This window comes from Alcanivorax sp. P2S70 (assembly GCF_000475295.1).
Taxonomy (GTDB): Bacteria; Pseudomonadota; Gammaproteobacteria; order Pseudomonadales; family Alcanivoracaceae; genus Alcanivorax; species Alcanivorax profundi.
The window spans coordinates 32,310-55,251 of the sequence record NZ_AXBZ01000014.1 but is presented as its reverse complement, the minus strand read 5'-3'; the positions used below and the strand labels follow the sequence as shown (position 1 = coordinate 55,251).

24 protein-coding genes and 1 other RNA gene are annotated in these 22,942 nt (G+C 58.5%); 8 read left to right on the top strand and 17 right to left on the bottom strand.

Annotated elements, in window-relative coordinates; all coding sequences use genetic code 11:
* Positions 1-9 precede the first annotated feature (9 nt).
* The 10 genes from mraY to rsmI all read right to left on the bottom strand — a co-directional run bounded on the left by mraY (position 10) and on the right by rsmI (position 9,946).
* Positions 10-1,092, bottom strand: coding sequence for a phospho-N-acetylmuramoyl-pentapeptide-transferase (mraY, locus tag Q672_RS23910; RefSeq protein WP_022984985.1), 1,083 nt, complete (start codon positions 1,090-1,092; stop codon positions 10-12).
* Positions 1,092-2,447, bottom strand: coding sequence for a UDP-N-acetylmuramoyl-tripeptide--D-alanyl-D-alanine ligase (locus Q672_RS23905; RefSeq protein WP_052017492.1), 1,356 nt, complete (start codon positions 2,445-2,447; stop codon positions 1,092-1,094). The genes mraY and Q672_RS23905 overlap by 1 nt, the downstream gene beginning before the upstream one ends.
* Positions 2,447-3,928 carry a UDP-N-acetylmuramoyl-L-alanyl-D-glutamate--2,6-diaminopimelate ligase gene (locus Q672_RS23900; RefSeq protein ID WP_022984983.1) on the bottom strand — a complete coding sequence of 494 codons (1,482 nt, stop codon included), beginning with the start codon at positions 3,926-3,928 and terminating at the stop codon, positions 2,447-2,449. Before Q672_RS23900 ends, Q672_RS23905 begins: the two co-directional genes overlap by 1 nt.
* Positions 3,925-5,646: a peptidoglycan D,D-transpeptidase FtsI family protein gene (locus tag Q672_RS23895; RefSeq protein WP_022984982.1), complete on the bottom strand. Its 1,722-nt coding sequence runs from the start codon at positions 5,644-5,646 to the stop codon at positions 3,925-3,927. The genes Q672_RS23900 and Q672_RS23895 overlap by 4 nt, the downstream gene beginning before the upstream one ends.
* The gene (gene ftsL / locus Q672_RS23890; protein ID WP_022984981.1) at positions 5,643-5,909 is read right to left on the bottom strand and encodes a cell division protein FtsL; all 267 of its coding nucleotides are present in this window, start codon (positions 5,907-5,909) and stop codon (positions 5,643-5,645) included. The genes Q672_RS23895 and ftsL overlap by 4 nt, the downstream gene beginning before the upstream one ends.
* Complete coding sequence (rsmH, locus tag Q672_RS23885) at positions 5,906-6,844, bottom strand: 16S rRNA (cytosine(1402)-N(4))-methyltransferase RsmH (protein WP_022984980.1); 939 nt, start codon at positions 6,842-6,844, stop codon at positions 5,906-5,908. The genes ftsL and rsmH overlap by 4 nt, the downstream gene beginning before the upstream one ends.
* Positions 6,844-7,284, bottom strand: a complete 441-nt coding sequence (mraZ, locus tag Q672_RS23880) for a division/cell wall cluster transcriptional repressor MraZ (RefSeq protein WP_022984979.1) — start codon at positions 7,282-7,284, stop codon at positions 6,844-6,846. Before mraZ ends, rsmH begins: the two co-directional genes overlap by 1 nt.
* A gap of 397 nt (positions 7,285-7,681) precedes the next feature.
* On the bottom strand, positions 7,682-8,488 hold the full coding sequence (locus tag Q672_RS23875) for an MBL fold metallo-hydrolase (RefSeq protein ID WP_022984978.1): 807 nt from the start codon (positions 8,486-8,488) through the stop codon (positions 7,682-7,684).
* Between the two features lie 134 nt (positions 8,489-8,622).
* An RNA gene (rnpB, locus tag Q672_RS33795) (RNase P RNA component class A) lies at positions 8,623-8,998 on the bottom strand.
* A gap of 117 nt (positions 8,999-9,115) precedes the next feature.
* Positions 9,116-9,946, bottom strand: a complete 831-nt coding sequence (gene rsmI, locus Q672_RS23870) for a 16S rRNA (cytidine(1402)-2'-O)-methyltransferase (protein ID WP_022984977.1) — start codon at positions 9,944-9,946, stop codon at positions 9,116-9,118.
* Between the two features lie 90 nt (positions 9,947-10,036).
* On the opposite strand from rsmI, the gene Q672_RS23865 reads away from it, so the two are divergent.
* Genes Q672_RS23865 through Q672_RS23850 form a run of 4 tightly spaced genes read left to right on the top strand, consistent with a single transcriptional unit; the run spans position 10,037 to position 13,486 of the window.
* A complete protein-coding gene (locus tag Q672_RS23865; protein WP_031226256.1) occupies positions 10,037-11,923 on the top strand; it encodes a penicillin-binding protein activator in 1,887 nt (628 codons plus the stop codon).
* The gene (locus tag Q672_RS23860; RefSeq protein WP_022984975.1) at positions 11,904-12,281 is read left to right on the top strand and encodes a YraN family protein; all 378 of its coding nucleotides are present in this window, start codon (positions 11,904-11,906) and stop codon (positions 12,279-12,281) included. Before Q672_RS23865 ends, Q672_RS23860 begins: the two co-directional genes overlap by 20 nt.
* A 33-nt stretch (positions 12,282-12,314) precedes the next feature.
* Positions 12,315-12,902, top strand: a complete 588-nt coding sequence (locus tag Q672_RS23855) for a phosphoheptose isomerase (protein ID WP_022984974.1) — start codon at positions 12,315-12,317, stop codon at positions 12,900-12,902.
* Between the two features lie 5 nt (positions 12,903-12,907).
* Positions 12,908-13,486, top strand: a complete 579-nt coding sequence (locus tag Q672_RS23850) for a BON domain-containing protein (protein WP_022984973.1) — start codon at positions 12,908-12,910, stop codon at positions 13,484-13,486.
* Positions 13,487-13,554: 68 nt separating this feature from the next.
* Here Q672_RS23850 and Q672_RS23845 read toward each other — a convergent pair whose 3' ends face one another.
* From Q672_RS23845 to rplM, 7 genes are all read right to left on the bottom strand, one after another.
* Positions 13,555-13,965, bottom strand: a complete 411-nt coding sequence (locus Q672_RS23845) for a ClpXP protease specificity-enhancing factor (RefSeq protein ID WP_199699464.1) — start codon at positions 13,963-13,965, stop codon at positions 13,555-13,557.
* Complete coding sequence (sspA, locus tag Q672_RS23840) at positions 13,965-14,603, bottom strand: stringent starvation protein SspA (RefSeq protein WP_022984971.1); 639 nt, start codon at positions 14,601-14,603, stop codon at positions 13,965-13,967. The genes Q672_RS23845 and sspA overlap by 1 nt, the downstream gene beginning before the upstream one ends.
* A gap of 135 nt (positions 14,604-14,738) precedes the next feature.
* A complete protein-coding gene (locus Q672_RS23835) occupies positions 14,739-15,395 on the bottom strand; it encodes a cytochrome c1 (protein WP_022984970.1) in 657 nt (218 codons plus the stop codon).
* Complete coding sequence (locus Q672_RS23830) at positions 15,395-16,678, bottom strand: cytochrome b (RefSeq protein WP_022984969.1); 1,284 nt, start codon at positions 16,676-16,678, stop codon at positions 15,395-15,397. The genes Q672_RS23835 and Q672_RS23830 overlap by 1 nt, the downstream gene beginning before the upstream one ends.
* Complete coding sequence (gene petA / locus Q672_RS23825; protein WP_022984968.1) at positions 16,675-17,262, bottom strand: ubiquinol-cytochrome c reductase iron-sulfur subunit; 588 nt, start codon at positions 17,260-17,262, stop codon at positions 16,675-16,677. The genes Q672_RS23830 and petA overlap by 4 nt, the downstream gene beginning before the upstream one ends.
* 214 nt (positions 17,263-17,476) lie before the next feature.
* On the bottom strand, positions 17,477-17,872 hold the full coding sequence (gene rpsI / locus Q672_RS23820; protein ID WP_022984967.1) for a 30S ribosomal protein S9: 396 nt from the start codon (positions 17,870-17,872) through the stop codon (positions 17,477-17,479).
* Positions 17,873-17,885: 13 nt separating this feature from the next.
* Positions 17,886-18,314 carry a 50S ribosomal protein L13 gene (gene rplM / locus Q672_RS23815; RefSeq protein WP_022984966.1) on the bottom strand — a complete coding sequence of 143 codons (429 nt, stop codon included), beginning with the start codon at positions 18,312-18,314 and terminating at the stop codon, positions 17,886-17,888.
* A 247-nt stretch (positions 18,315-18,561) separates the two neighbouring features.
* Between rplM and Q672_RS23810 the strand changes: the two genes are divergently transcribed.
* From Q672_RS23810 to Q672_RS23795, 4 genes are all read left to right on the top strand, one after another.
* Entirely contained in the window at positions 18,562-19,599 is a 1,038-nt protein-coding gene (locus Q672_RS23810; RefSeq protein ID WP_022984965.1) for an aldo/keto reductase, read from the top strand.
* A gap of 361 nt (positions 19,600-19,960) precedes the next feature.
* A complete protein-coding gene (locus Q672_RS23805) occupies positions 19,961-20,587 on the top strand; it encodes a TetR/AcrR family transcriptional regulator (protein WP_022984964.1) in 627 nt (208 codons plus the stop codon).
* Positions 20,584-22,209, top strand: a complete 1,626-nt coding sequence (locus Q672_RS23800; protein WP_022984963.1) for a phytoene desaturase family protein — start codon at positions 20,584-20,586, stop codon at positions 22,207-22,209. Before Q672_RS23805 ends, Q672_RS23800 begins: the two co-directional genes overlap by 4 nt.
* A gap of 4 nt (positions 22,210-22,213) precedes the next feature.
* Complete coding sequence (locus Q672_RS23795) at positions 22,214-22,927, top strand: SGNH/GDSL hydrolase family protein (RefSeq protein WP_022984962.1); 714 nt, start codon at positions 22,214-22,216, stop codon at positions 22,925-22,927.
* Positions 22,928-22,942: the final 15 nt, after the last annotated feature.

Sequence of the window (22,942 nt, the reverse complement as noted above, 5' to 3'; positions counted from 1 at the left end):
CTCAAGCCCCTATCGGATCTTCAGGGTCGCCAGACCCACCAGTACAAGAATCACGGTGATGATCCAGAACCGCACAATAATCTTCGGCTCCGGCCACCCTTTCAGTTCAAAGTGGTGATGAATCGGCGCCATACGGAAAATCCGCCGGCCGGTAAGCTTGAACGAGCCCACCTGCAACATCACCGAGACCGTCTCCATCACAAACACACCGCCCATGATGAAGAGCACAATTTCCTGGCGGACGATCACCGCCATCACACCCAGCACGGCACCCAGTGCCAATGCCCCCACATCGCCCATGAACACCTGAGCGGGGTAGGCGTTGAACCACAGAAAACCCAGCCCGGCCCCACACAGTGCCGCAGAGATAATCACCAGCTCACCGGCACCGGCGACGTAGGGGATCTGCAGGTAGGTGGCAAATTCGGTATGCCCACCGGCATAGGCAAAGATGCCCAACGCGCCACCCACCAGCACGGTAGGCATGATGGCCAGCCCATCCAGCCCGTCGGTAAGGTTCACCGCGTTGCTGGTGCCGTTGATCACAAAGTAAGTCAGCACGATGTAGAACCAGCCCATGTTGATGGCCACGTTCTTGAAGAACGGCACAATCAGCTGGGTTTCCACCGGGCTTTGGGCCGTAAAGAACAGCGCAAACGCCGCCCCCAGCGAACCCACTGATAACCACAGATACTTCCACCGGGCGGGCAGACCGCGCGGGTTCTTTTCCACCACCTTGCGCCAGTCATCTACCCAACCCACGGCTCCAAAAATGAACAGCACCCCAAGGGTGATCCACACAAAGCGGTTGCTCAGATCCGCCCACAGCAACGTGGAAATGACAATGGCCACCAGAATCAGCGCCCCCCCCATGGTCGGGGTGCCGGCCTTACTCAAGTGGCTCTTGGGGCCATCCTCACGAATTGCCTGCCCGACCTGCTTTTCACGCAGCTTGCGGATCATGATCGGGCCTACCCAGAAGGCGATGAACAACGCCGTCAGCACGCTCAGGATGCCGCGCAGGGTGATGTACTGAACCACCAGAAAACCGTTATGGAACTGCGCCAGGTATTCAGCCAGCCAGAGCAACATCAGTGCGTCCCCTTTGTTTGTGTATGAGGGCCAGCGCCCAGTGTCAGTTGTTGCACCACCGCTTCCATGCCGGCCGTGCGCGAACCTTTCACCAACACGGTGCCGCCGTCTTGCAGCACCGGGGCACTCCAGTCCACCGCCTGTTGATGCTCATCGGCAATCAATGCCTGATCGCCAAATTCACTGGCCGCCGCTTGCGCGCCGCGCATGACGACCAGTCTGTCCAATCCTTTTTCACGGGCATACGCCCCCAACTCTGCGACCAGAGTGTCGGCCTGCGGCCCCAGCTCGCCCATGGCACCCAGCACCAGCATCCGTGGCGCCGGTTGACTGGCCAGCCAGTCGATTGCCGCACGCACCGAACCGGGATTGGCGTTGTAGGTATCGTCAACCAACACGCCCTGCGCTACCGGGTGCAGGTTCATACGCCCTGGCACCGGTTTGAGCGTAGCCAGCCGCGGCAGCACTTCGGCCAGCTCAACACCCAGCGCACGAACCGCTGCACATGCCATCAGGGCATTGTTGACCTGGTGGGCCCCCGGCAGTGGCACAGTGACCGTTTCACCCAGCGGCTGCAGGACAAATTCAGCCCGGTCCTGATGCAGAACAATTTGTTCGGCATACAGGTCTGCCGCCCCACGGGTGCTAATGCGAATCACATTGAGCCCGGCCTTGATGGCTTCGCCCGCAAAAAACTCGGCGAAGGAATCATCGTTGTTGATGATGGCCCGACCACCCGGCACACAGCCGCCAAAAATTTCCGCCTTGGCATTGGCAATGCCCTGCATGGAGCCAAATCCTTCCAGATGGGCACCGGTCACATTGGTCACCAGCACCACCTTCGGTTTGGTCAGTTGACTGGTCCAGGCGATTTCCCCCGGAGCATTGGCTCCCAGCTCAATCACTGCATAACGGTGCTCGGCCCGCAGCCGTAACAGGGTCAACGGCACACCAATGTCATTATTAAAGTTGCCCGCGGTGGCCAGAGTGTCGCTACCCAGCATGGCAGCGGCCATTTCCTTGACCGTGGTTTTCCCGGCATTGCCGGTCACCGCCAGACGCTCGGCGGTAAATTGATCGGCATAACCGCTGGCAAGCCGACCCAGCCCCTGACGGGTATCAGCGACCTGCACCGCAGAAGCAAAGACCTCCTGCTCACGATCGACCAGCGCCGCACTGGCACCGTTTGCCTGCGCTTGCGTCAGGAAATCATGGGCATCAAAGCGATCGCCCTTGAGGGCAACGAACAAGCTGCCCGGGGTCATGTTGCGAGTATCCGTGACGACCGCGGGCACGGTCAGGTCTTCACCCTGCAACCGGCCACCTGTCCACTGTGCTACCTGGGAAAGTCGCATCACTGCACACCCCCCGGTTTGCGGTAAGCGGCCAGCGCATCACGGGCCAGCAGGCGATCATCGGAAGGATGTCGCACGCCGTTAATTTCCTGATAATCCTCATGGCCCTTGCCGGCCACCAGAATCACGTCCTGTGCAGAGGCTGCTGACACCACTTGCGCAATGGCCGCTGCCCGGTGGGTATTCTCTTTCACGCTGTCGGGGGCACGCAGTCCTGCGCGCATCTGATCAATGATGGTTTGAGGGTCTTCACTGCGTGGATTGTCGCTGGTAAGCATCACCGCATCGGCCAGGCGCTCCGCCACCGACGCCATTTGCGGACGTTTGCCGCTATCCCGATCGCCACCGCAGCCCACAATGCAATGCAGCTTGCCATCGAAATGGGCGCGGCATGCCTGCAGGGCTTTTTCCAGGCCATCAGGAGTGTGCGCATAATCCACGATGACGGTCGGACCCTCATCGGCGGTCACAGGTTCCATACGTCCTGGCACCGGGGTAATTGCCGACAAGGCCCCGCCCAGTGCGGCAGCCTCGACACCCTGCCCATGCAGGATGCCCGCCACCGCCATCACATTGCTGAGATTGAATGGGCCAAACAGCGGCAGCGCAATCGAGACACTTTCGCCTCCCACCATTAGAGTGGCCTGCATACCGCTGTCGTTATAGGTCACGTCGTCGCAACGCACAGTAGCGCCCTGCTGGGCACCGAAGGTCACGCAGCGAACGCCATCGGCCAGGCAACCCACCAGCGAGCCCGCAGCATGATCATCGCAATTGATCACTGCCAACTTCACCCCGTCACGGGTGAACAGCACCGATTTGGCTGCCAGATAGGCTTCCATGTCGCCGTGGTAATCCAGATGGTCACGGCTGAGATTACTGAACACCGCCGTCATGACCGGAGTGTTGCCAAGCCGCCCCTGGTCCAGAGCATGGGAAGAGACTTCCATGGCCACCGTATCAGCACCCGCGTCACGGGCGCTGGCCAGTGCGGCCTGCAGGGTCACAGGATCCGGGGTGGTGTGACCGGTCTGCTGCTCTTTTCCCTTGAGCCCAACGCCAAGCGTGCCAACCAGGGCGCAACGATGGCCCAGTGCATTCAAGGCATCACGCAGAAACCAGGTGATACTGGTTTTGCCATTGGTGCCGGTCACCCCGGTAATTGACAGCCCTTTGGCCGGCTCACCGTACCAGCGCGCTGCCACATCGCCCACCTTGTCAGCCAGCCCTGGCACCTGCACACAGGGCACCTGCTGCTCGAATGACAACGTAAAGGTATCGCCTTGTGCCAGCACCGCAGCGGCACCGGCGCGAATCGCCTCGGCGATATAACGGCGACCATCGCTGGCCACACCCGGCACGGCAATGAAGGCATCACCGGAACCCACCCGACGGCTGTCGAGTTGCAGCCCGGAAACGACAACGCCTGCCGCATCGGCAGGCAGAGTGTAGTCAGGAAGCAGCTGCTGCAGACTCATCATGAACGGTCCTCCGGATCAGGACCGCCAGCCAGCAGGCCTTCGGGCTTGTCTGGTGGAACATGCAGGGTACGCAGAACCCCACTCATGATGTTGGAGAAAGCGGGCGCCGCCACCAGCCCCCCGTAATAATCTTCACCGCGGGGGTCGTCGATCACTACCACCGTAACAATGCGCGGGTCCGTGGCGGGTGCCAGCCCGGCAAACAAGCCAATGTAATTATCGTCGGCATAACCGCCCGCGACGACCTTGTGCACAGTGCCGGTCTTGCCAGCCACCTGATATCCGGGCACCTGCGCACGACGCGCGGTCCCCACACGGCTTACCACGGTTTCCAGCATCTGCACCAGCTGACGGGCTGTGGTCTTGCCCAGCACCTGTTCGCCCTGGGGAATGCCGTCAACCTTCTTCAGGGTCAGCGGCACTTTCACCCCATCATTTGCCAACACGGCATAAGCCTGGGCCAACTGAACTGCTGACACGCTCAGGCCATAGCCGTAGGACAGCGCCGCGCGCTCCACATCCCGCCACTGACTGCGCAGCGGCAACAAGCCGTCACTTTCTCCGGGAAAGGAGATCCCGGTCGCGCGCCCAAAACCGAAGCGCTCCAGATAATCCGGCAAGGCTTGCTGATCCATGGCCAACGCCAGCTTGCTGGTACCCACATTGGAGCTCTTGGTCAGCACGGTAGTGATATCGATGACCCCGTAATCCCGATGATCACGAATCGTCTTGGACCCCACGCGCAGGGTACCCGGATGGGTGTTGATCGTAGTGGAAGGCGTCACCATGCCCATTTCCAGGGCGGCGGCTACCGTAAACGGCTTCATGGTTGAACCCGGCTCGAACAAGTCGGTTACCGCCCGATTACGTAGTGCTGCCGTATCCAGGTTGCCACGGTTGTTGGGGTTGTAGGCTGGCTGGTTGACCATGGCGAGCACTTCACCGGTGCGCACATCCACCACCACCGCACTGCCGCCACGGGCCTTGTGTTTTTGCACGGCGCCCAGCAATTCGCGATAGGCCAGGTACTGCAGGCGCAAATCGATACTCAGGGTGATATCTTCACCGGGCTCTGCCGGCTCCAGCACCTCGATATCCTGGATGACACGCCCCAGCAGGTCGCGGACCACCTTCTTGCGGCCACTGTGACCGGACAGGTGGTCATCCATGGCCAACTCCGTCCCTTCCTGGCCTTCGTCATCGATGTTGGTGAACCCCACCACATGACTGCTGACTTCACCGGCAGGATAGTAACGGCGATATTCCGTCAGCGAGTGGATCCCGGGGATATTCAGGTCCAGTACCTGTTTGGCTGCTTCAGGTGCCAAGCCGCGTTCCAGATAAACGAACTCGCGGCTCTCGTGCCGGCGCACTTTGCGGGCGAAGTCCTTCTGGGTGACCACACTGTTACCTGCAAGGCGCGACCACTGCTCCGGGTTCTCCAGCGCCTCCCGGGGGTTGGCCCACAGGGTCACCACCGGAGTACTCACGGCCAACGGGCGCCCGGCGCGATCACGGATCACACCACGGTGCGCCGCCAACGGCTCAACCCGCAGGTTGCGGATGTCACCCTGATGCGCCAGGAAATCATGCTGAACAACTTGCAGGTCGACGGCCCGGGCCAGCAAAAGACAGGCACAGACCATCCAGAACCCCAGCACAAAGCGCCAGCGCATCCGGTGGTTAGGTTGCCGTGTCTTGCGGGCCTGTTTTTTCATGGCCGTATCAACACTCTCTCATCGGTCTTCGGTAACTTCATGCCCAGCTCTTCTCTGGCCAGGCGCTCAACCCGGGCATAGCTGCCCCAGGTGCTGTGCTCCAACAACAACTGACTCCACTGACTCTCAAGACGGGTCTGCTGTTGCTGCAATTTCTGGCTTTCGTCGGTCAGACGGCGCGCTTCGTGGACGCTGTAGCTCACCGCCAACGCGGATACCGCCACCGCCACAACCAGAAAGCGAATAACCCAGGGGGCTGTCACGCCACCTTCTCCGCCACCCGCAATACCGCACTACGCGAGCGAACATTCACTTTCAGCTCGCCCTTGCTGGCGCGCATGGCCTTGCCTACTGGCTCCAACCGCTGGGGCATTTCCTCACCCAACGGCAAACCGCCGCGCCCCCTGGGGGCCCGACCGGAATGATCGCGAATAAACAATTTCACGATCCTGTCTTCCAGAGAATGGAAGCTAATAATGGCGAGACGCCCGCCGATGGCGAGCGTCTCGAGGGACTGTTCGAGCACTTTGTTCAGCGCATCCAGTTCCCCGTTTATATGTATCCTTAATGCCTGAAAGCTGCGTGTCGCCGGATGCTTGCCGGGCTCGCCGCGCCCCAGCACCGACTCAATCAACTCCGCCAGCTGCAAGGTGCGAGTGATAGGCTGCTCGCCGCGCACCTCACAAATACGTCGTGCGATGCGCCGCGATTTGCGCTCTTCACCGTAGCGATACAACACATCGGCAATCGCCTTTTCTTCTGCCCGTGCCAGCCATTGCGCGACACTTTCACCACTGGTGGGATCCATGCGCATATCCAGAGGACCATCGCGCAGGAAACTGAACCCCCGGGCGGCATCATCCAGCTGCGGCGACGACACACCCAGGTCCAACAACAGACCATCAATCGGACGGCCCAACGCTGCCACCGCCTGCGGCAAACAGTCGAAGCGATTGGCGACAATCTGGAAACGGCTGTCTTCAGCCGCCAGCGCGTCACCGACCGCAATGGCCTGGGGATCACGATCGATACCCACCAGCCGCCCCTTCGGGCCCAGCTTGGCCAGCAGCGCGCGGCTGTGCCCACCTCGTCCGAAGGTGCCGTCTACATAAGCTCCATCGCTGCGGCTGAACCACATTTCCAGCACCTCTTCCAGCATCACCGGCTGGTGTTCGTACTGCGTCCCTGTGTCGGTCATCAGAAGGACAGCTCCTGCACACTTTCCGGAAGGGCTTCCGGATCCAGCGTGCTGTCCTCTTCCAACCAGCTTTCCGCTTTCCAGATCTCAAAACGATGCATTTGGCCAATCAGCATGGCCTGCTTTTCCAGGCCGATGGCGGTGCGCAACTCCGGCGGCACCAGCAGGCGGCCATTGCTGTCCATATCAATTTCCACCGCCTGCCCCAGGAAACGTCGCTTGAGCTGGCGCACCTGCGGACTGGAGTCACGCTGGGCTGACAGCTTGCGAGCGGTTTCCATGAATTCGTCTCGTGGGTAGAGCGCCAGACATTCGTCATAGGGATGACGAGTAAGCACAAGCTGGCCGCCGCAGGCTTCGTTCAACGAAGCACGGTAGCGGGTCGGCATGGTAAGCCGCCCCTTGGCATCCAGATTGAGTGATGTGCTCCCAGTAAACACTGGCTGTCCTCGGTCTCTTGGTTATGCGGTTCCTTCCCGGGCATCGGCGCTTTCGCCCCACTTCATGACACCCGCCAATCGAAATTTCCCACTTTTTCCCACTTTTCACCACATTGCGACACTCTAGGGCTTCTGCAAACCCCAAGTCAAGCGAGAGACAGACGGCAAACGTAAAAGAATTTCCAGACAAATCAGCCTGTTAGACGAACAAGTCAGCCTTCAATGGCGAAATGGGAAGTGACGAATGGAAGGAGTTTCGAGACGAATCAGAGCGCTGGGGCGCGCAAGTGAGAAAGCACTTTAAGTGTTAGACAAATTAGTTATCACTAACAACGATTTAAATTCCATAAAAGACTAAAGGACCGCCAAGGTAGAGCCCGGCAGGACTCTCGCCCACTCAAACCACCCTCAAATCAAGAGCACTCTCTGCCGGCAAGCGATAGTCATCTTCCGCCAGCAGATCCACTCCGCAATCCAGCTCTGCCAGCCAATCCAGAAATCGACCAACCTGCGCACCCGCAAAATAGCCCCCATGCTGCGGCACAATCTTGGCAGGCCCGAGCTTTCGCACCATGGAAACCCACAGCCGGCAGGCACGATTGCTTGCCATGTAGCGACGATGGAAGCCAGCCATACTGTGGATGTGATCCGAAAAATCGGTTACCTCACCTTCTTCTCCCCCCAGAGAGGCTCCGATATCGCCGGAAAACAGAATTCGACTGATCGGGTCATAAAAGCTGAAATTACCCACTGAATGAAGAAAATGCGCGGGCAGCACCCATAGCTCGCTGTCGCCGAACGGCAGCACCTTGCCTCTGTCTGCAATCCCGAGGATTCGCGACTGCAGCGCTTCGCCCATTTGACCGGTGACATAACTGGACGCCAGATGAGGCAAAAATCGCGACCACAGCCGGCTCACCACCACCTGACACCGGGTATGCATCAACCAGCGGGGAAGCGAGGCGATAATATCCGGGTCCTGATGGGAGGCGAGAATATACTCCAACCCCTCGAGCTTGATCAGTCGGCTCAAGGCGATATTCAACGGGGTGTAAGTCAGATCCCCCCCGGGATCAATAAGCGCAGCACGCTCGTGGCGGCGAATACAAAACTGATTGGCCTGGACCCCCTCCCCCACCACGAGATCGGCAAATCGCAGCACCTCGTGCTCCCCCTCTTTAAACAGGATATCTACCTGAGCCATGCGCCGCTCCTCCGGTCTTTTCGCAAAGAGAGGCACCATAGCAAGGCGCCAACAAAGCGCCCTGACCCAGGTCAAACAGGCGAGAGTCCATAGCAAAGAGCCCGATACGCTTTCACGTATCGGGCTCTTCAAAAAAGGTGGATCGGTCGATAAGCCGGGTTCTGTCGTGGACAGTCATTCATCTGGGGCTGGCGTCGCCACCAGCCTCTAGCAACCTACCCGGATCCAGCGCGGGCCACGCCATAGGATCCCTATTTGGTCTTGCTCCGGGTGGGGTTTACCCTGCCACCACTGTTACCAGCGGCGCGGTGCGCTCTTACCGCACCTTTTCACCCTTACCTGATCACCCAAGGTGGAACAGGCGGTATCTTCTCTGTGGCACTAGCCGTAGCCACACCGTCACCAGTGTGGCCCCCAGGCGTTACCTGGCACCCTGCCCTTCGGAGCCCGGACTTTCCTCCAGCACCCCCTTCCTAGAAAGGCGCTGCCAGCGACTGTCTGACCGATCCGCAAGCGAGTTTAGATGAAGCAGTTGACAGTTGACAGAGGAGAGTTGACAGCGGGAAGAAAAAACATGACCCGACCCCATAAGTCGTTTTTGTTTTTGGAGGTTTTAGCTGTCAATTATCAACTATCAACTGATTGCAGCAGCGCATACACCGCCTGCCGTTTGAGCCCCGTGTGGGCCGCGAGGATCTTGGCGGCGCGGGAGGCCGGGAGTTCGGCAAGCAGCAGCTTGGCCAGCGCCTGGTCCCTGTCACTCCAGCCCGCCGTATCCGCTGCGGGAGAGAGCACCAGCACCAGCTCTCCGCGTTGCTGGTTGCTGTCCTGGCTGACCCATTCGCAAAGTTCGCAAACCGGTCCTCGACGAATCGTCTCGAATTGTTTGGTGAGCTCGCGGCACAGGGTAATTTCACGGTCAGGTTCCACAACGCCAGACAGGGCTTGCAAAAAACTCAATACACGGTGGGGCGCCTCATAGATGATGCTGGTCACCGTGGCGGCCGCCAACCGCTCGATCGCCTGCTGCCGCGGAGCCCCCTTGGAAGGCACAAAGCCTTCAAACACAAAGCGATCTGACGGCTGCCCTGCCGCCGCCAACGCTGCCAACAGCGCAGACGCCCCCGGCACCGGCACCACTGCAATACCCGCGTCCTGGCAAGCACGCACCAGCCGGTAGCCGGGATCACTGACCAGCGGCGTTCCCGCATCACTGATCAACGCACCTTTTTCACCATTTTGCATTCGCTCAACAAGCTCGGCACTGCGCTGACCCTCATTGTGGTCATGACAGCTGATCAGGCGGTTTCGGATACCCAACTGTTCCAGCAAACGCTGGCTATGCCGCGTATCCTCTGCCGCTACCCAATCCACACTTTCCAGCACAGAAATGGCGCGGCGGCTAATATCGTCAAGATGACCGATGGGTGTACTCACCACATAAAGGACAGAGTTCATAATTGTCGCGCTTCCTGGAGCTGGGTCGCTGGTGACCCCGGTACGAAGCGCCTACAATAGCCGCTCCATTCTGGTAATACGACTCTCAATATGATCAGAAAGCCTTTCGTAGCATTGGTTGTTGCTGCAACCCTCGCCGGCTGTAATACCTCTCCGGTAGAGCCTCGACGCCCCGCCGCCGAACTGCCGGCAAAACCAGCGGCCGCCGACATAGCCCCGGCACCGGAATCGCTTTCCGCGGCTCGCACCCAGTTGAGCCTGATGGCTGCTGAGAATCGCATTACCAACACCCTGACATGGGCAGGCGAATACCTGCAACAAGAGCGCGCAGAAGATGCCAAACAACTGCTGGCAGAATTAAACCCGCAAGCACTCAATCAACAGCAACGATTTCAGCTGACACTGCTTCACGGTCGGGCCACCCTGGCCCTTCAAAACCCCCGGGAAACCCTGGCGCTACTGACCCAAGAACAAGACAACATTCTTCAATACCCCGCCGATCAGCAAGCTCAACTGGATCTGCTTCGCGCCGACGCCCTGGCCATGAGCGGCCAGCTTCTCGATAGTCTTCAACAGCGAGTCGCCGCACACCCGCTATTGAGCGACAAGGATCAGGAATACAACCACAACATGATCTGGCAGCTGCTGATGCAGCTACCCGCCACTGACCTGGCCGGCGCCATCGATAAAAGTAGCGGCGACCTGCTTGGCTGGCTGACGCTGGCGCAGCTTTACCGTGATCCCATTGCCGACCTGGATGCGCAAGTCACTCGCCTTAACCAGTGGAGCGCACAGTGGCGCACCCATCCGGCAGTGAACGACGTGCCAGTCATGCTCGAAGCTCTTGAAAAAGCCGCCAGCCAACGCCCCAGCCAGGTTGCCATTCTGCTACCCGCAAGCGGACCACTGGAAACCGTGGGAGCCACGCTGAAACAGGGCATCATGACCGCCTATTACCAGCACAAGCAGGATAACCTGACACCCACCCTGCGCTTTTACGATTCATCCGGCGACGACATTCTTGCTGTCTATCAGCAAGCCATCGCCGAAGGTGCCGATTTTATTCTCGGTCCTTTAGCCAAGGAAAAAGCCGCCACCATCGCAAGCCAGGGCACATTGCCCGTCACCACACTGGCACTGAACTACGTGGACGAAGAACAGCCGCTCCCGGATAACTTTTTCCAATTCGGGTTGGCGCCGGAGGATGAAGCACGGCAGATTGCCCTGCAAGGCTTCCAGCAAGGTGATACCCAGGCCGGAATCCTTTACCCCAAGGGAGATTGGGGCCAGCGTGTTGCCCAGGCATTTGCCAATGAATGGCAGGCACTGGGGGGCACAGTTACCGCCTGGTCTGAATATCAGGAAGGCCCCGCCATTGGTGACACGGTCGAAGAGCTGTTACTCGTGGCACAGAGTGAACAGCGAGGCAAGGCCGTCAGCCGTTTCACCAATCTGAAAGTGGATGAGCGCCCGCGCCGACGCCAGGATCTGGACTTCCTGTTCCTGATTGCCAATCCGGATCAGGGCCGCCAGGTCAAGCCAGCTCTCAATTTTCATTATGCGAAAGATCTGCCGGTGTATGCCACCTCGCTGATTTACAGCGGCATGTCGAATCCCCGTCGCGACCAAGACCTCAACGGTATTCGTTTTGTTGAAATCCCCTGGCTTCTCGGCGATGAAAACAGCGCTTTGCATCAACTCACAGATGAGCAATGGCCAGAAGGCCATGGACGCTACGAACGCCTTTTTGCCATGGGTATCGACGCCTATCGCCTACAGGGTCGCCTCTACCTCCTGAATGCTCTGCCCTCCAGCGAGATGCCTGGCGTCACCGGGCGCTTGCGCATGCAACAACAGCGCATTGTCAGAGAGCTGAACTGGGCGATCTTTTCTCGTGGCGAAGCCCGGGCCTTACCCCAGGTCAGCGCCCCGGCCACCCTCAGCAGCAGACCCGGCAGTGCTACGACTTCGCGGTAATGCCAGTCGCGGCCAACAGGCCGAAAATGCAGCAGCACAGTGGCTGCAACAGCAAGGACTGTTGCTGGTGCAACGTAATTATCGCTGCCGCCAGGGTGAGATCGACCTGATAATGCAGGACAATGACGACCTGGTATTCGTGGAAGTGCGCTGGCGCAAGCATCACACCCATGGCGGCGCCCTTGCCTCGGTGGATCATCACAAGCAGAAACGCTTGATACTGGCCGCCAGACACTTTCTGGGCAGCCACCCCGCACATCATCATCGCGCCTGCCGCTTTGATGTTCTGGGTATGGAACCGGACAATAACGATTCTGTCTGTTATCAATGGATACAAAATGCCTTCTACAGCGAATAAGCTGTAGCGGACAAGACTGTTACGAGGTTGGTTATGAGCGTGGACCGTATCCGGCAATTGTTTGCCGAAAGCATCGAAACCAAAGCCAAGGCCGGCGAAGTCCTGCCAGCGGTTATTGAGGCTGCCGGGCAGGCCATGGTGGAATGCCTGCTGAATGGCGGCAAGATTCTGACTTGTGGCAATGGCGGTTCCGCCGGTGATGCCCAGCATTTTTCCTCCGAGCTGCTAAACCGCTTTGAAATGGAACGGCCCGCACTGCCTGCGGTGGCCCTGACCACTGACTCATCAACGCTGACCTCCATCGCCAACGATTACAGCTACAACGAGATTTTCTCCAAGCAGGTGCGTGCCCTGGGCAATGGCGGCGATATTCTGCTGGCCATCTCAACCAGCGGAAATTCCGCCAATGTGATGCAGGCAATTCAGGCGGCCCACGATCGCGATATGCGAGTGGTGGCCATGACCGGCAAAGAAGGCGGTGAAATGGTGAATCTCTACAGCCCTGACGACATCGAGATTCGCGTGCCCGCCAACTCCACCGCGCGCATTCAGGAAGTGCATCTGCTTGTCATCCATGCCCTTTGCGATCATATCGACCAGCAATTGTTCGGAGGTCAGTAAGCTTCATGCGCCATCTGATTCCCGCCCTGCTGACCAGCGCTTTCCTGCTGATAGCACTGTCCGGCTGTACCAGCATGTCCAAAGGCATGTCCGATCAACCTACCGATCAGGATCACGGCTCACGCACCTTTGGCGCCTTCGTAGAAGACGGCAACATCGAACGCAAGGTTTCCGTTAATCTGGCGCGAGCCAGTGAGGAACTGGATCAATCACGCATTGTTGTGGTCAGCTTCAACGGTAATGTACTGCTGGCAGGACAGGTCGCCAGCGAAGACCTGAAAGCCCAGGCCGGCAATATCGCCGACCAGGTACGCCATGTTCGCCATGTGCACAACGAGCTCCAGGTAATCGGCAACAATTCCTTCCTCGCACGCACCAATGACACCTGGCTCACCAGCAAGGTCAAAAGCCGCCTTTTCGTGAATGGCGACGCACCAGGTTGGCGCACCAAGGTGGTGACAGAAAACGGCGTGGTTTATCTAATGGGACTACTGACCCGCGACGAAGCCGAGGCAGTGGTATCGCAGGTGCAAAAAGTCTACGGCGTACAAAAAATCGTCAAGATCATCGAGTATATCGACTAAGACGCCAGGGTCCAGACAACGCGCTCAGCCCAGCGAGCAATAAAAAAAACCGGCTATCGCCGGTTTTTTTATTTGACCACCTTGAGGTGATTGACCTTGTTTGCCTTTGCCTCATCTTTCTTCTTGGCCGGCTCGGGCGGGGTGCTGGGTGGCTCTGGAGGGTCAACGGGATCAAATGCCATCCCCTGCCCGTTCTCGCGGGCAAACACCGCAACTACGGCATTAATCGGCACCCGAATTGACATGGGCACGCCGCCAAAGCGGGCCGAGAAAGCGATTTCGTCGTTGTCTGCCACGAAATGTGTCACGGCACGAGGAGCGATATTCAGAACAATCTGACCGTCCTGAACAAAGTCCTGCGGCACTTCCACGCCGGGGAAAACAGCATTAACGGCCAGATGCGTCGTCAGACCGTTGTCACAGATCCACTCGTGAATCGCCCGTATCAGATACGGGCGATTGGAGGTCATGTCACTCATCAGAGCGGATTGCGCAGTTCGCGTTCAGCGTCGGTCAGGCTGGCCTGGAAGGCATCACGATCAAACAGGCGCTCGGCGTAATCCAGCAACGGCTTGGCCTGCTTGGCAGGAAGCTCAATACCCAGCGCCGGCAACCGCCACAGGATCGGGCCCACCACACAGTCCACCAGAGTGAACTCTTCGCTCATGAAATACGGCAACTCGCTGAAGATCGGCGCGCAAGCCAGGATGGCCTCACGCAGCTCTTTGCGGCGCTTGTTCAGGCTGGCCTCTTTCTCTTCACCGGCCAGGATAGCATCCACATGCCCACACCAGTCACGCTCGATACGGTGAATCAGCAGGCGGCTCTGGGCACGGGCTACCGGGTAGACCGGCAGCAGCGGGGGGTGCGGGAAACGCTCGTCCAGATACTCCATGATGACAGTGGACTGATACAGGGTCAGCTCACGGTCTACCAACGTGGGCACTTCGTTGTACGGATTCAGTGACGCCAGATCTTCCGGCTTGTTGTTGCTGTCCACATCAACAATGTCCACCGTGACCCCTTTTTCCGCCAGCACAATACGTACGCGGTGGCTGTAATGATCTTCCGGGGAAGAGAAGAAAGTCATTGAAGAACGCTTGGTCACCACACCCATTGTCGAGTCATCTCCACTAATCATCTATAACAGAAACAGGGTAACCGCTTTCGCGGGTACCCTGTTCATCGCTGGACATTGTACCACAGAAGCTGCGAGTGCTGGCGTCAGCGTTAAACCGGGCCAGCCGCAAGCTTAGTGGACGTCTTTCCAGTATTCCTTCTTGAGCAGGTAAGCCGGGATAAACAGAATCCCCAGGAATACCAGCACATACACACCCAGACGCTCACGCAAGGGACGAATCGGCTCGGCAGTGTAAGTCAGGAAGTTGGTGATATCACCCATGGCTTCCTTGAACTCATCTTCACCCAGCTCCTGCTCCAGCCCGGCCATTACGTGCGGCATGCCGACGTTTTCGAAGATACGGTTGTTGTAACCGAACGGACGGGACTCATCTTCATAGAAGTTGATCAGGTAGGAATACACCCAGTCCGAAGAGCGGAAGCGAGTCACCATGGTCAGGTCCGGCGGAGCCGTACCAAACCATTTCTTCGCCTCACCCGCCGGCATGGCAGTGTGCATCTGATCACCAAACTTGTCGCTGGTGAAATTCAGATTCTCCATAACCAGCTCTTCAGAGATTTCCAGGTCCTCAGCCAGACGGCTGTAGCGCTGATACTGAAGGCCATGACAACCCATGCAATAGTTCACGAACAACTTGGCACCATTCTGCAGGCTGACTTTGTCCTGCAGGTTTACCGGTGCCGGCACTTCGTGCTCACTTTTGCCACCGCCAGCCGCGAACGCGACCAACGGCAGGCAGCTGAAAAGAATTACCGCTAGTTTCTTCATCAGTGTCCCCCCGTTACCCGTTCCGGAACCGGCTTGGATTTCTCGAATTTATGCACGAACGGCATGATCAGCAGGAAGTAGCTGAAGTAATAAACTGTGCCGAACTGCGCAATCATGGTCTTGGTCGGGGTCGCAGGCTGGGTACCCAGGAAGCCCAGGACCAGGAAGTCCACAACGAAGATCGTCATGAAGATCTTGCTCCAGATACCACGATAACGAATGGACTTGACCGGGTGGCGATCCAGCCACGGGATCACGAACAGGATCACGATTGCACCACCCATGGCCACCAGACCCCATGCCTTGGAAGACATGATGATGTCGATGGTTGTGGCACGCAGCATGGCGTAGTACGGACCGTAATACCAAACCGGGGCAATGTGGTCAGGGGTTTTCAGCGGGTTGGCCGGCTCGAAGTTCGGCTTCTCCAACAGGTAACCACCACCGTCGGGGAAGAAGAAGATCACCACAGAGAAGATCATCAGGAAGACGATCACACCCGGCAGATCTTTCACGGTGTAGTAAGGATGGAACGGGATACCGTCAACCGGAACACCGTTTTCATCTTTGTTCTGCTTGATTTCAACGCCGTCAGGGTTGTTGGAACCCACTTCGTGCAGCGCCAGGATGTGCAATACCACCAGTGCCAACAGCACGATCGGAATCGCCACAACGTGCAACGCAAAGAACTTGTTCACGGTCGCAGTAGACAACAAGTAGTCGCCACGAACCCAGGTAGTCAGTCCTTCGCCGATTTCCTTGGCCTCTGCCGCAGAGATAAAGGGCAGCAGATCAAATGGAATCGCACCCGCCAGGGAGATGATTACCTGTGCACCCCAGTAGGACATGTTACCCCAGGGCAACACATAACCCAGGAAACCTTCTGCCATGAGTGCCAGATAGATCAGCATACCGAAGATCCACACCAGTTCCCGCGGCGGCTTGTAGGAGCCATACATCAGACCACGGAACATGTGGATATAGACCACAGCAAAGAATGCCGATGCACCAACCGCATGCATGTAGCGGATCAGCCAGCCCCACTCCACATCACGCATGATGTATTCAACGGAGGCGAAGCCTTCGTTGGGAGAGAAGAACATGGTCAGCCAGATACCGGTGAGGAGCTGGTTGATCAGCACCACCAGAGAAAGCACACCGAAGTAGTACCAGAAGTTGAAGTTCTTCGGCGCATAATATTCGGACATGTGACGCTTGTAGGCGTCAACCACGGGCAGACGGGCATCTACCCAATCGACAACGCGATTCACCATTCCCATCATGCCTTGGTCTCCCCTTCTTCAGAGCCGACGATGACGACGCCTTCACTCAGGTACGAATGCGGCGGCACGACCAGGTTGGTCGGTGCAGGCACACTCTTGTACACACGCCCTGCCAGATCGAACTTGGAACCATGACAAGGACAGAAGAAACCGCCGTGCTCCAGTTCTACGGTGGGCTGCTCTTCAAACAGAGGGGAGCACCCCAGGTGAGTACAGGTACCTACCAGCACAAGATACTCTTTTTTGATGGAGCGCCACTCATTCTTGGCGTATTCCGGCTGCTGATCCGCTTCGGACGCAGGGTCGCGCAGCTTTTCATCCAGCTGAGGCAGGGTATCCAGCATGTCCTGGGTACGACGAACCACCCAAATGGGCTGCCCTCGCCATTCCTCGACTACACGCTGCCCGGATTCCAGTTTGCTGATGTCAATCTTTACCGGCGCACCGGCATTCTTGGCTTTGGCACTGGGTTGCCAGGATTTTACGAATGGAACAGCCACACCGACCGCACCCGCAGCACCAATTGCCGAGGTCAGGCCGATCAAAAACGTGCGGCGGCTGCTATTTACGCCGTCGTTGCTCATTGAGTTATTCTCCCCTTAGATCCCACGCTCGGGGTTTGTCCGCGACCCGAGGTCCATCCTCGTGCTACGGGCGGAGTAAGGCGGCGGAAATGGTAAAGAAAAAGCCCACACCTGACAACCGGTTATTCCTGACCGGAAAGACCTAAATGACTGATTTAGACACAAAAAAGCCCAGCGTTGCTGGGCTTTTTTGTGAACCGGCTGACCGGAAGTATTAACGCTTGGAGAACTGCGGACGACGACGCGCCTTACGCAGACCAACCTTTTTACGCTCCACTTCACGGGCATCACGCGTCACGTAACCGGCACGACGCAGCTGACCACGCAGCTCACCGTCATATTCCATCAGCGCACGGGTAATGCCGTGACGGATGGCGCCAGCCTGACCGTTGTTGCCACCACCGCTAACGGTAACCAGCACGTCAAACTTGTCAGTAGCTTCCACCAGCTCGAGAGCCTGGCGAACAACCATCTGATTGGTCTTACGACCAAAGTAGACATCCAGGGGACGGCCATTGATGGTGATGTTGCCGCTACCCGGGCGCAGGAAAACGCGCGCGGAAGAGGTCTTGCGGCGACCGGTGCCGTAGTTGGTTTCTACAGTTGCCATCGTCTAAAACCCCTTAGATTTCCAGCTGCTGCGGCTGTTGAGCAGTATGAGGGTGCTCAGTGCCAGCATAGACTTTCAGTTTGCGGTACATGGCGCGACCCAGCGGGTTACGCGGCAGCATACCTTTAACCGCCTTCTCAATGATCATCTCAGGCTTTTCGGCCTGCAGAGTCGCAAAGTTGGCTTCTTTCAGGCCACCCGGGTAACCGGTGTGACGGTAATACATTTTGTCGTTCGCCTTGTTACCGGTAACGGCCACTTTATCGGCATTGATTACGACGATGTAATCACCGGTATCGACGTGTGGAGTGTACTCCGGCTTGTGTTTACCGCGCAGACGGTTTGCGAGTTCGGTCGCCAACCGACCCAGCGTTTTGCCGGAGGCGTCTACCACATACCAGTCGCGCTTTACGCTTTCCGGTTTTGCGCTGTAGGTCTTCATGGAATTCTGCCCTAAAATCAATATGTTACGGGTAGCAAACACCCGCCGGCGTCAGTTCCGCCGGGCAAGAGAGCGCGAATTCTACCCAAGCCCCCCACAGAACACAAGCCATTGAGAGGGATTTGTTGGCATTGACGCACTCAGCAACCAGCAGGTCCGGATTCGCCCTTGTGGGCAGTCGGACCCCGTGGTCAGATTGGGCGCCATCATCCCTTATATTGTCGCCGCAGTAAAACAGGAGCCAACCATGGAATACCGCCGTCTGGGTCGCACCGATCTGAACGTTAGCAGCCTCTGCCTGGGCACCATGACCTGGGGCAGCCAGAACACGGCCGAAGAAGGCCACGCCCAGATGGATATGGCGCTGGACCACGGGATCAACTTTTTTGATACCGCCGAAATGTATGCCGTCCCAGCCAGCCCGGAAACGTCTTTTCGCACCGAAACCATCATCGGCGAGTGGTTTGCCAAAACTGGCCAGCGCAACAAGGTCATCCTTGCAACCAAGGCCGCGGGGCCCGGCGACTATGTCAAACATATCCGTGGCGGCCCGCGCTTTACCGCTGCCAGCCTGCAGGAAGCCGTGGAGGGCAGCCTCAAGCGCCTGCAAACCGACGTCATTGATCTCTACCAATTGCACTGGCCGGAACGCACTACCAACTTTTTTGGCCGGCTGGGCTACAAGCACCGTGATGGCGAAGAGGGCATTGCCATTAGTGAAACGGTTGCCGGCCTCAAGGCGTTGATAGATGCAGGCAAGATTCGTCACTGGGGCCTGTCCAACGAGACCCCCTGGGGACTGATGACCTTTATCCACGAAGCGGAAAAAATCGGCCTGCCGCGCCCGGTCAGCATCCAGAATCCTTATTCCCTGCTTAATCGCAGCTATGAAGTCGGCCTTGCCGAAGTGAGCCATCGTGAAGACGTGGGCCTGCTGGCCTATTCGCCGCTGGCGTTTGGCATGCTGACCGGCAAATACCGCAACGACCAGTGGCCGGAAAAGGCGCGACTGACCCTGTTCAAGCATTTCTCCCGCTACACCAACCCGCAAGCGACCGCGGCAACGGAAGCCTATTACACCCTGGCACAAGAGCGCGGCGTCAGCCTGACCCAGCTGGCGCTGCAGTTCGTTACCACCCGGCCGTTTGTCACCAGCAACATTATTGGCGCCACCGATCTTGCGCAGCTGGAAGAGAACCTCAACAGTGTAGACCTGCCTTGGGACAAGGAACTGGAGAAAGCCCTGGAAGCGATTCATAACCGTTTCCCCTACCCCGCACCGTGATAACGGAACCCGTCGGGCGTCATGCTGCCCCCTTAAACCCCCTCCAAAATAGCCTCCCTCCCACTTGCGGGAGAGAGGCTGGGAGAGGGAGCCTTTGAAATTCAAAAACACCCTGATCCCAAAGACCCGTCTCCCTCTGACCCTCCTCCCTCGGGAGTGATCAGTGATCGCCCGGCCGCCATTGTCGATTCGCGGTATAACCATCACCTCCACGGTTCCGGCACCCCTGCCAGCCAGCAGCGGCGAGGCTTGATCTTGCGCCATCGCTGCCACCAGCTCGCAACAGCTGAACCCGGACTCTTGACGCCAGCATGTCGCTCATGCCAATGTTAACACCGTTAACTTATAGCGATGGACATCTATGGCACGCACCGCTTACCACCACGGCGATCTCCAGCAGCAGGTCCATGACCAGGCGCTTGCCGTGGTACGCGAGCACGGTGACAGCGCCATCAGCCTGCGGGCCCTGGCCAAGCAGATTGGCGTCAGCGCTCCGGCGCTATATCGCCATTTTGCCGACCGGGAAAGCCTGTTGGCGGAACTGGCGATCAGTGGCTTCGAAGCATTACGCCAACGCCTGCTGCAGGTGAAGCACACCCCGCCACGGCAAGCACTGATTGGCATTGGCCTCGCCTATGTTCGCTTTGCCCAGGACGAGCCCAACCTGTACCGGCTAATGTTCGGCGGGCAGGTGCTGCCCCGCGGAGTCCACCCACGACTGGACGACGCCGGCAAGGCAGCCTTCCAGGTTTTGGAGGACACCGTAGAACGGGCGCGCCACAGCGGCTATCTGAAACCCATGCCGCTGGCACTAATGACCGCCACCGCCTGGTCACTGGTCCATGGTCTGTCCCAGCTGACTATTGACGGCCATCTGCCGAACGCCGATGCCGAACCCCATCTTGCCGAAGGCATCACCAGCCTGTTGCTGGAAGGGGCCATCGCCGACACCAACCGCGCTACCGATAATAACGAGGATTCCCCATGAGCAGCCCACAACCCAGCACCCTACGCGTCGGACGACGCTATCGCGCCAACCGACTGGAGAGCGGCTATGACGCCATCGTCATCGGTTCCGGCATTGGTGGCCTGACCGCCGCCGCCTGCCTCAGCAAGCTTGGCAAAAAAGTGCTGGTCCTGGAGCAGCACTACACCGCAGGGGGATTCACCCACAGTTACGACCGCAATGGCTACGAATGGGATGTGGGGGTGCATTACATTGGCGATATGGGCAGCACAAAGACCATGGGCCGTCGCCTGTTTGATCTGGTCACCGACAACCAGCTGCAATGGGCACCGATGGACCCGGTCTACGATCGACTGTTTATCGGGGAGCGCCAGATTGATCTGGTTGCAGGCCCGAAAGCCTTTGCCGACGAGCTAAAGAAACAGTTCCCGGATGAAGAACGCGCCATCGACACTTATCTTGGCTATCTGTCACAGGTCTCTGCTGCCATGCCCGGCGTCACCCTCGCCAAAGTCATGCCCGACCTTCTGGCCAGTCCCTTCCGCTTCCTTGCCCGCCGCAAGGCACCGGACTTCCTGAACCGGCCGACCCGCGACGTGCTGCTGACCCTGACCCGCAACGAAGAGCTGATTGCCGCGCTCACCGGTCAATGGGGAGACAACGGCCTGGTTCCCAACGATTCCAGCTTTATCATTCATGCCCTGATTGCCCGCCATTATCTGCATGGTGGTTACTATCCTGTCGGCGGCGCATCGGAAATGGCCAAAACCATCATTCCGGTGATCCAGCAAAGCGGCGGCGAAGTCTTTACCTACGCCGATGTACAAGAAATCCTGATCGAAAAGAGTAAAGCCGTCGGGGTGCGCATGGCTGACGGCACAGAGATCCATGCCCCCGCTATCATCAGTAACGCCGGGGTATTCAATACCTTTGGCCCCCTGCTGCCAGAGAGCGCCCCCCACAAGGATTTCTATCAAATGAAGCTGGGCCAGGTGCAGCGCTCAATGGCCAGTGTATGCCTGTATATTGGCCTGCAGGACACCGCAGAGAACCTGCAGCTACCGAAGACCAATTTCTGGATTTACCCCGGCACCGATCACAAGCAACAGGTTGCGCAGTTTCTGGCCGACCCGGATAACCACGATATTCCACTGACCTATATTTCGTTCCCCTCTGCCAAGGATCCCAGCTTCACAGAACGTTACCCCGGGCGCGCCACCATCGAAATCGTCGCCCCCGGGCCCTTCGAGTGGTACCAGCAGTGGGCCGACAAGCCATGGGGCAAACGTGGCGACGACTACGAGGCGCTCAAGGAAGAATACGCCCAGCGCTTGCTGGAGAAACTCTACGAAAAAATGCCGCATCTGCGAGGCAAGGTAGACTACTACGAGCTCTCGACGCCGTTATCAACGGATTATTTCTGCCGCTATCCCAGCGGCGAAATCTACGGTCTTGACCACACACCCCAGCGGTTTGAGCAGGACTGGCTAAAACCGAAAACCCGCATCCCCGGCCTCTACCTGACCGGCCAGGACATCATGACCTGCGGGGTGGTTGGCGCCATGATTGGCGGCCTGCTCACAACCGTCGCCGTCGGCGGAGCCAAAAGCCTGCCGCTGGCCAAGAAAGTGTTCGCGGGCTAACCCGATGCATCTGCCCTTCTGGCTGTGCACCGGCCTGCTAAGCCCTGTACTGATGGCACAGGCCCTGCACACTCGCCGCACCACCCTGCGCCTGCCTGAGGCCGACGGGGCCCGCCATGGTCAGTGGGGGCACGGGCCCCCCTCACAACGGCTTTTGGTGATAGGCGAATCGACTGCTGCCGGGGTCGGCGTGGAGCACCAGCGTCAGGGATTGGCGAGCCAACTGGCGCGTCAGCTCTATCAGAGCAGGGGCGTGTCGGTGCAATGGCATACCGCGGGAGTCAACGGCGCGCGCGCTGGAGCGCTCATGGAGATCGCCAACGACCTTAGTATCGCGCCGGTGGATCACATTTTTATCAGTCTGGGCGTCAACGACACCACCGGCCTGACCCGCCGCCAAGCGTATTATCATCAGCTCCTGACGCTAAGCCATGCCCTCAAGCGACACAGCCCGGCCGCCAGACAATACCTTCTTGCCGTGCCGCCCATGCACCGCTTCACTGCCTTGCCAAGCCCACTTCGGCAACTACTGGGCTGGCGCGCCCGTCAGCTGGACGAAAAACAGAAACAGCTAGCCGGGCAACCCCCAGGATACCTGCAGCATATCCATTACCCTGAGCTGGAACCCCCGTCACTATTGGCAGAAGACGGCTACCATCCTGGTCCGCGCGGTTATCGAGCCATGGCAAAGGCTGTGGCCGCGCAGCTCTGGGACTAACTAACCTCCTCACCG

Excerpts from the sequence above, each read along its gene's own strand:
- mraY (WP_022984985.1), bottom strand. The coding sequence starts at position 1,092 with ATGTTGCTCTGGCTGGCTGAATACCTGGCGCAGTTCCATAACGGTTTT.
- Q672_RS23905 (WP_052017492.1), bottom strand. The coding sequence starts at position 2,447 with ATGCGACTTTCCCAGGTAGCACAGTGGACAGGTGGCCGGTTGCAGGGT.
- Q672_RS23900 (WP_022984983.1), bottom strand. The coding sequence starts at position 3,928 with ATGATGAGTCTGCAGCAGCTGCTTCCTGACTACACTCTGCCTGCCGAT.
- Q672_RS23895 (WP_022984982.1), bottom strand. The coding sequence starts at position 5,646 with ATGAAAAAACAGGCCCGCAAGACACGGCAACCTAACCACCGGATGCGC.
- rsmH (WP_022984980.1), bottom strand. The coding sequence starts at position 6,844 with ATGACCGACACAGGGACGCAGTACGAACACCAGCCGGTGATGCTGGAA.
- Q672_RS23875 (WP_022984978.1), bottom strand. The coding sequence starts at position 8,488 with ATGGCTCAGGTAGATATCCTGTTTAAAGAGGGGGAGCACGAGGTGCTG.
- rsmI (WP_022984977.1), bottom strand. The coding sequence starts at position 9,946 with ATGAACTCTGTCCTTTATGTGGTGAGTACACCCATCGGTCATCTTGAC.
- Q672_RS23865 (WP_031226256.1), top strand. The coding sequence starts at position 10,037 with ATGATCAGAAAGCCTTTCGTAGCATTGGTTGTTGCTGCAACCCTCGCC.
- Q672_RS23855 (WP_022984974.1), top strand. The coding sequence starts at position 12,315 with ATGAGCGTGGACCGTATCCGGCAATTGTTTGCCGAAAGCATCGAAACC.
- Q672_RS23850 (WP_022984973.1), top strand. The coding sequence starts at position 12,908 with ATGCGCCATCTGATTCCCGCCCTGCTGACCAGCGCTTTCCTGCTGATA.
- Q672_RS23845 (WP_199699464.1), bottom strand. The coding sequence starts at position 13,965 with ATGAGTGACATGACCTCCAATCGCCCGTATCTGATACGGGCGATTCAC.
- sspA (WP_022984971.1), bottom strand. The coding sequence starts at position 14,603 with ATGGGTGTGGTGACCAAGCGTTCTTCAATGACTTTCTTCTCTTCCCCG.
- Q672_RS23835 (WP_022984970.1), bottom strand. The coding sequence starts at position 15,395 with ATGAAGAAACTAGCGGTAATTCTTTTCAGCTGCCTGCCGTTGGTCGCG.
- Q672_RS23830 (WP_022984969.1), bottom strand. The coding sequence starts at position 16,678 with ATGATGGGAATGGTGAATCGCGTTGTCGATTGGGTAGATGCCCGTCTG.
- petA (WP_022984968.1), bottom strand. The coding sequence starts at position 17,262 with ATGAGCAACGACGGCGTAAATAGCAGCCGCCGCACGTTTTTGATCGGC.
- rpsI (WP_022984967.1), bottom strand. The coding sequence starts at position 17,872 with ATGGCAACTGTAGAAACCAACTACGGCACCGGTCGCCGCAAGACCTCT.
- rplM (WP_022984966.1), bottom strand. The coding sequence starts at position 18,314 with ATGAAGACCTACAGCGCAAAACCGGAAAGCGTAAAGCGCGACTGGTAT.
- Q672_RS23810 (WP_022984965.1), top strand. The coding sequence starts at position 18,562 with ATGGAATACCGCCGTCTGGGTCGCACCGATCTGAACGTTAGCAGCCTC.
- Q672_RS23805 (WP_022984964.1), top strand. The coding sequence starts at position 19,961 with ATGGCACGCACCGCTTACCACCACGGCGATCTCCAGCAGCAGGTCCAT.
- Q672_RS23800 (WP_022984963.1), top strand. The coding sequence starts at position 20,584 with ATGAGCAGCCCACAACCCAGCACCCTACGCGTCGGACGACGCTATCGC.
- Q672_RS23795 (WP_022984962.1), top strand. The coding sequence starts at position 22,214 with ATGCATCTGCCCTTCTGGCTGTGCACCGGCCTGCTAAGCCCTGTACTG.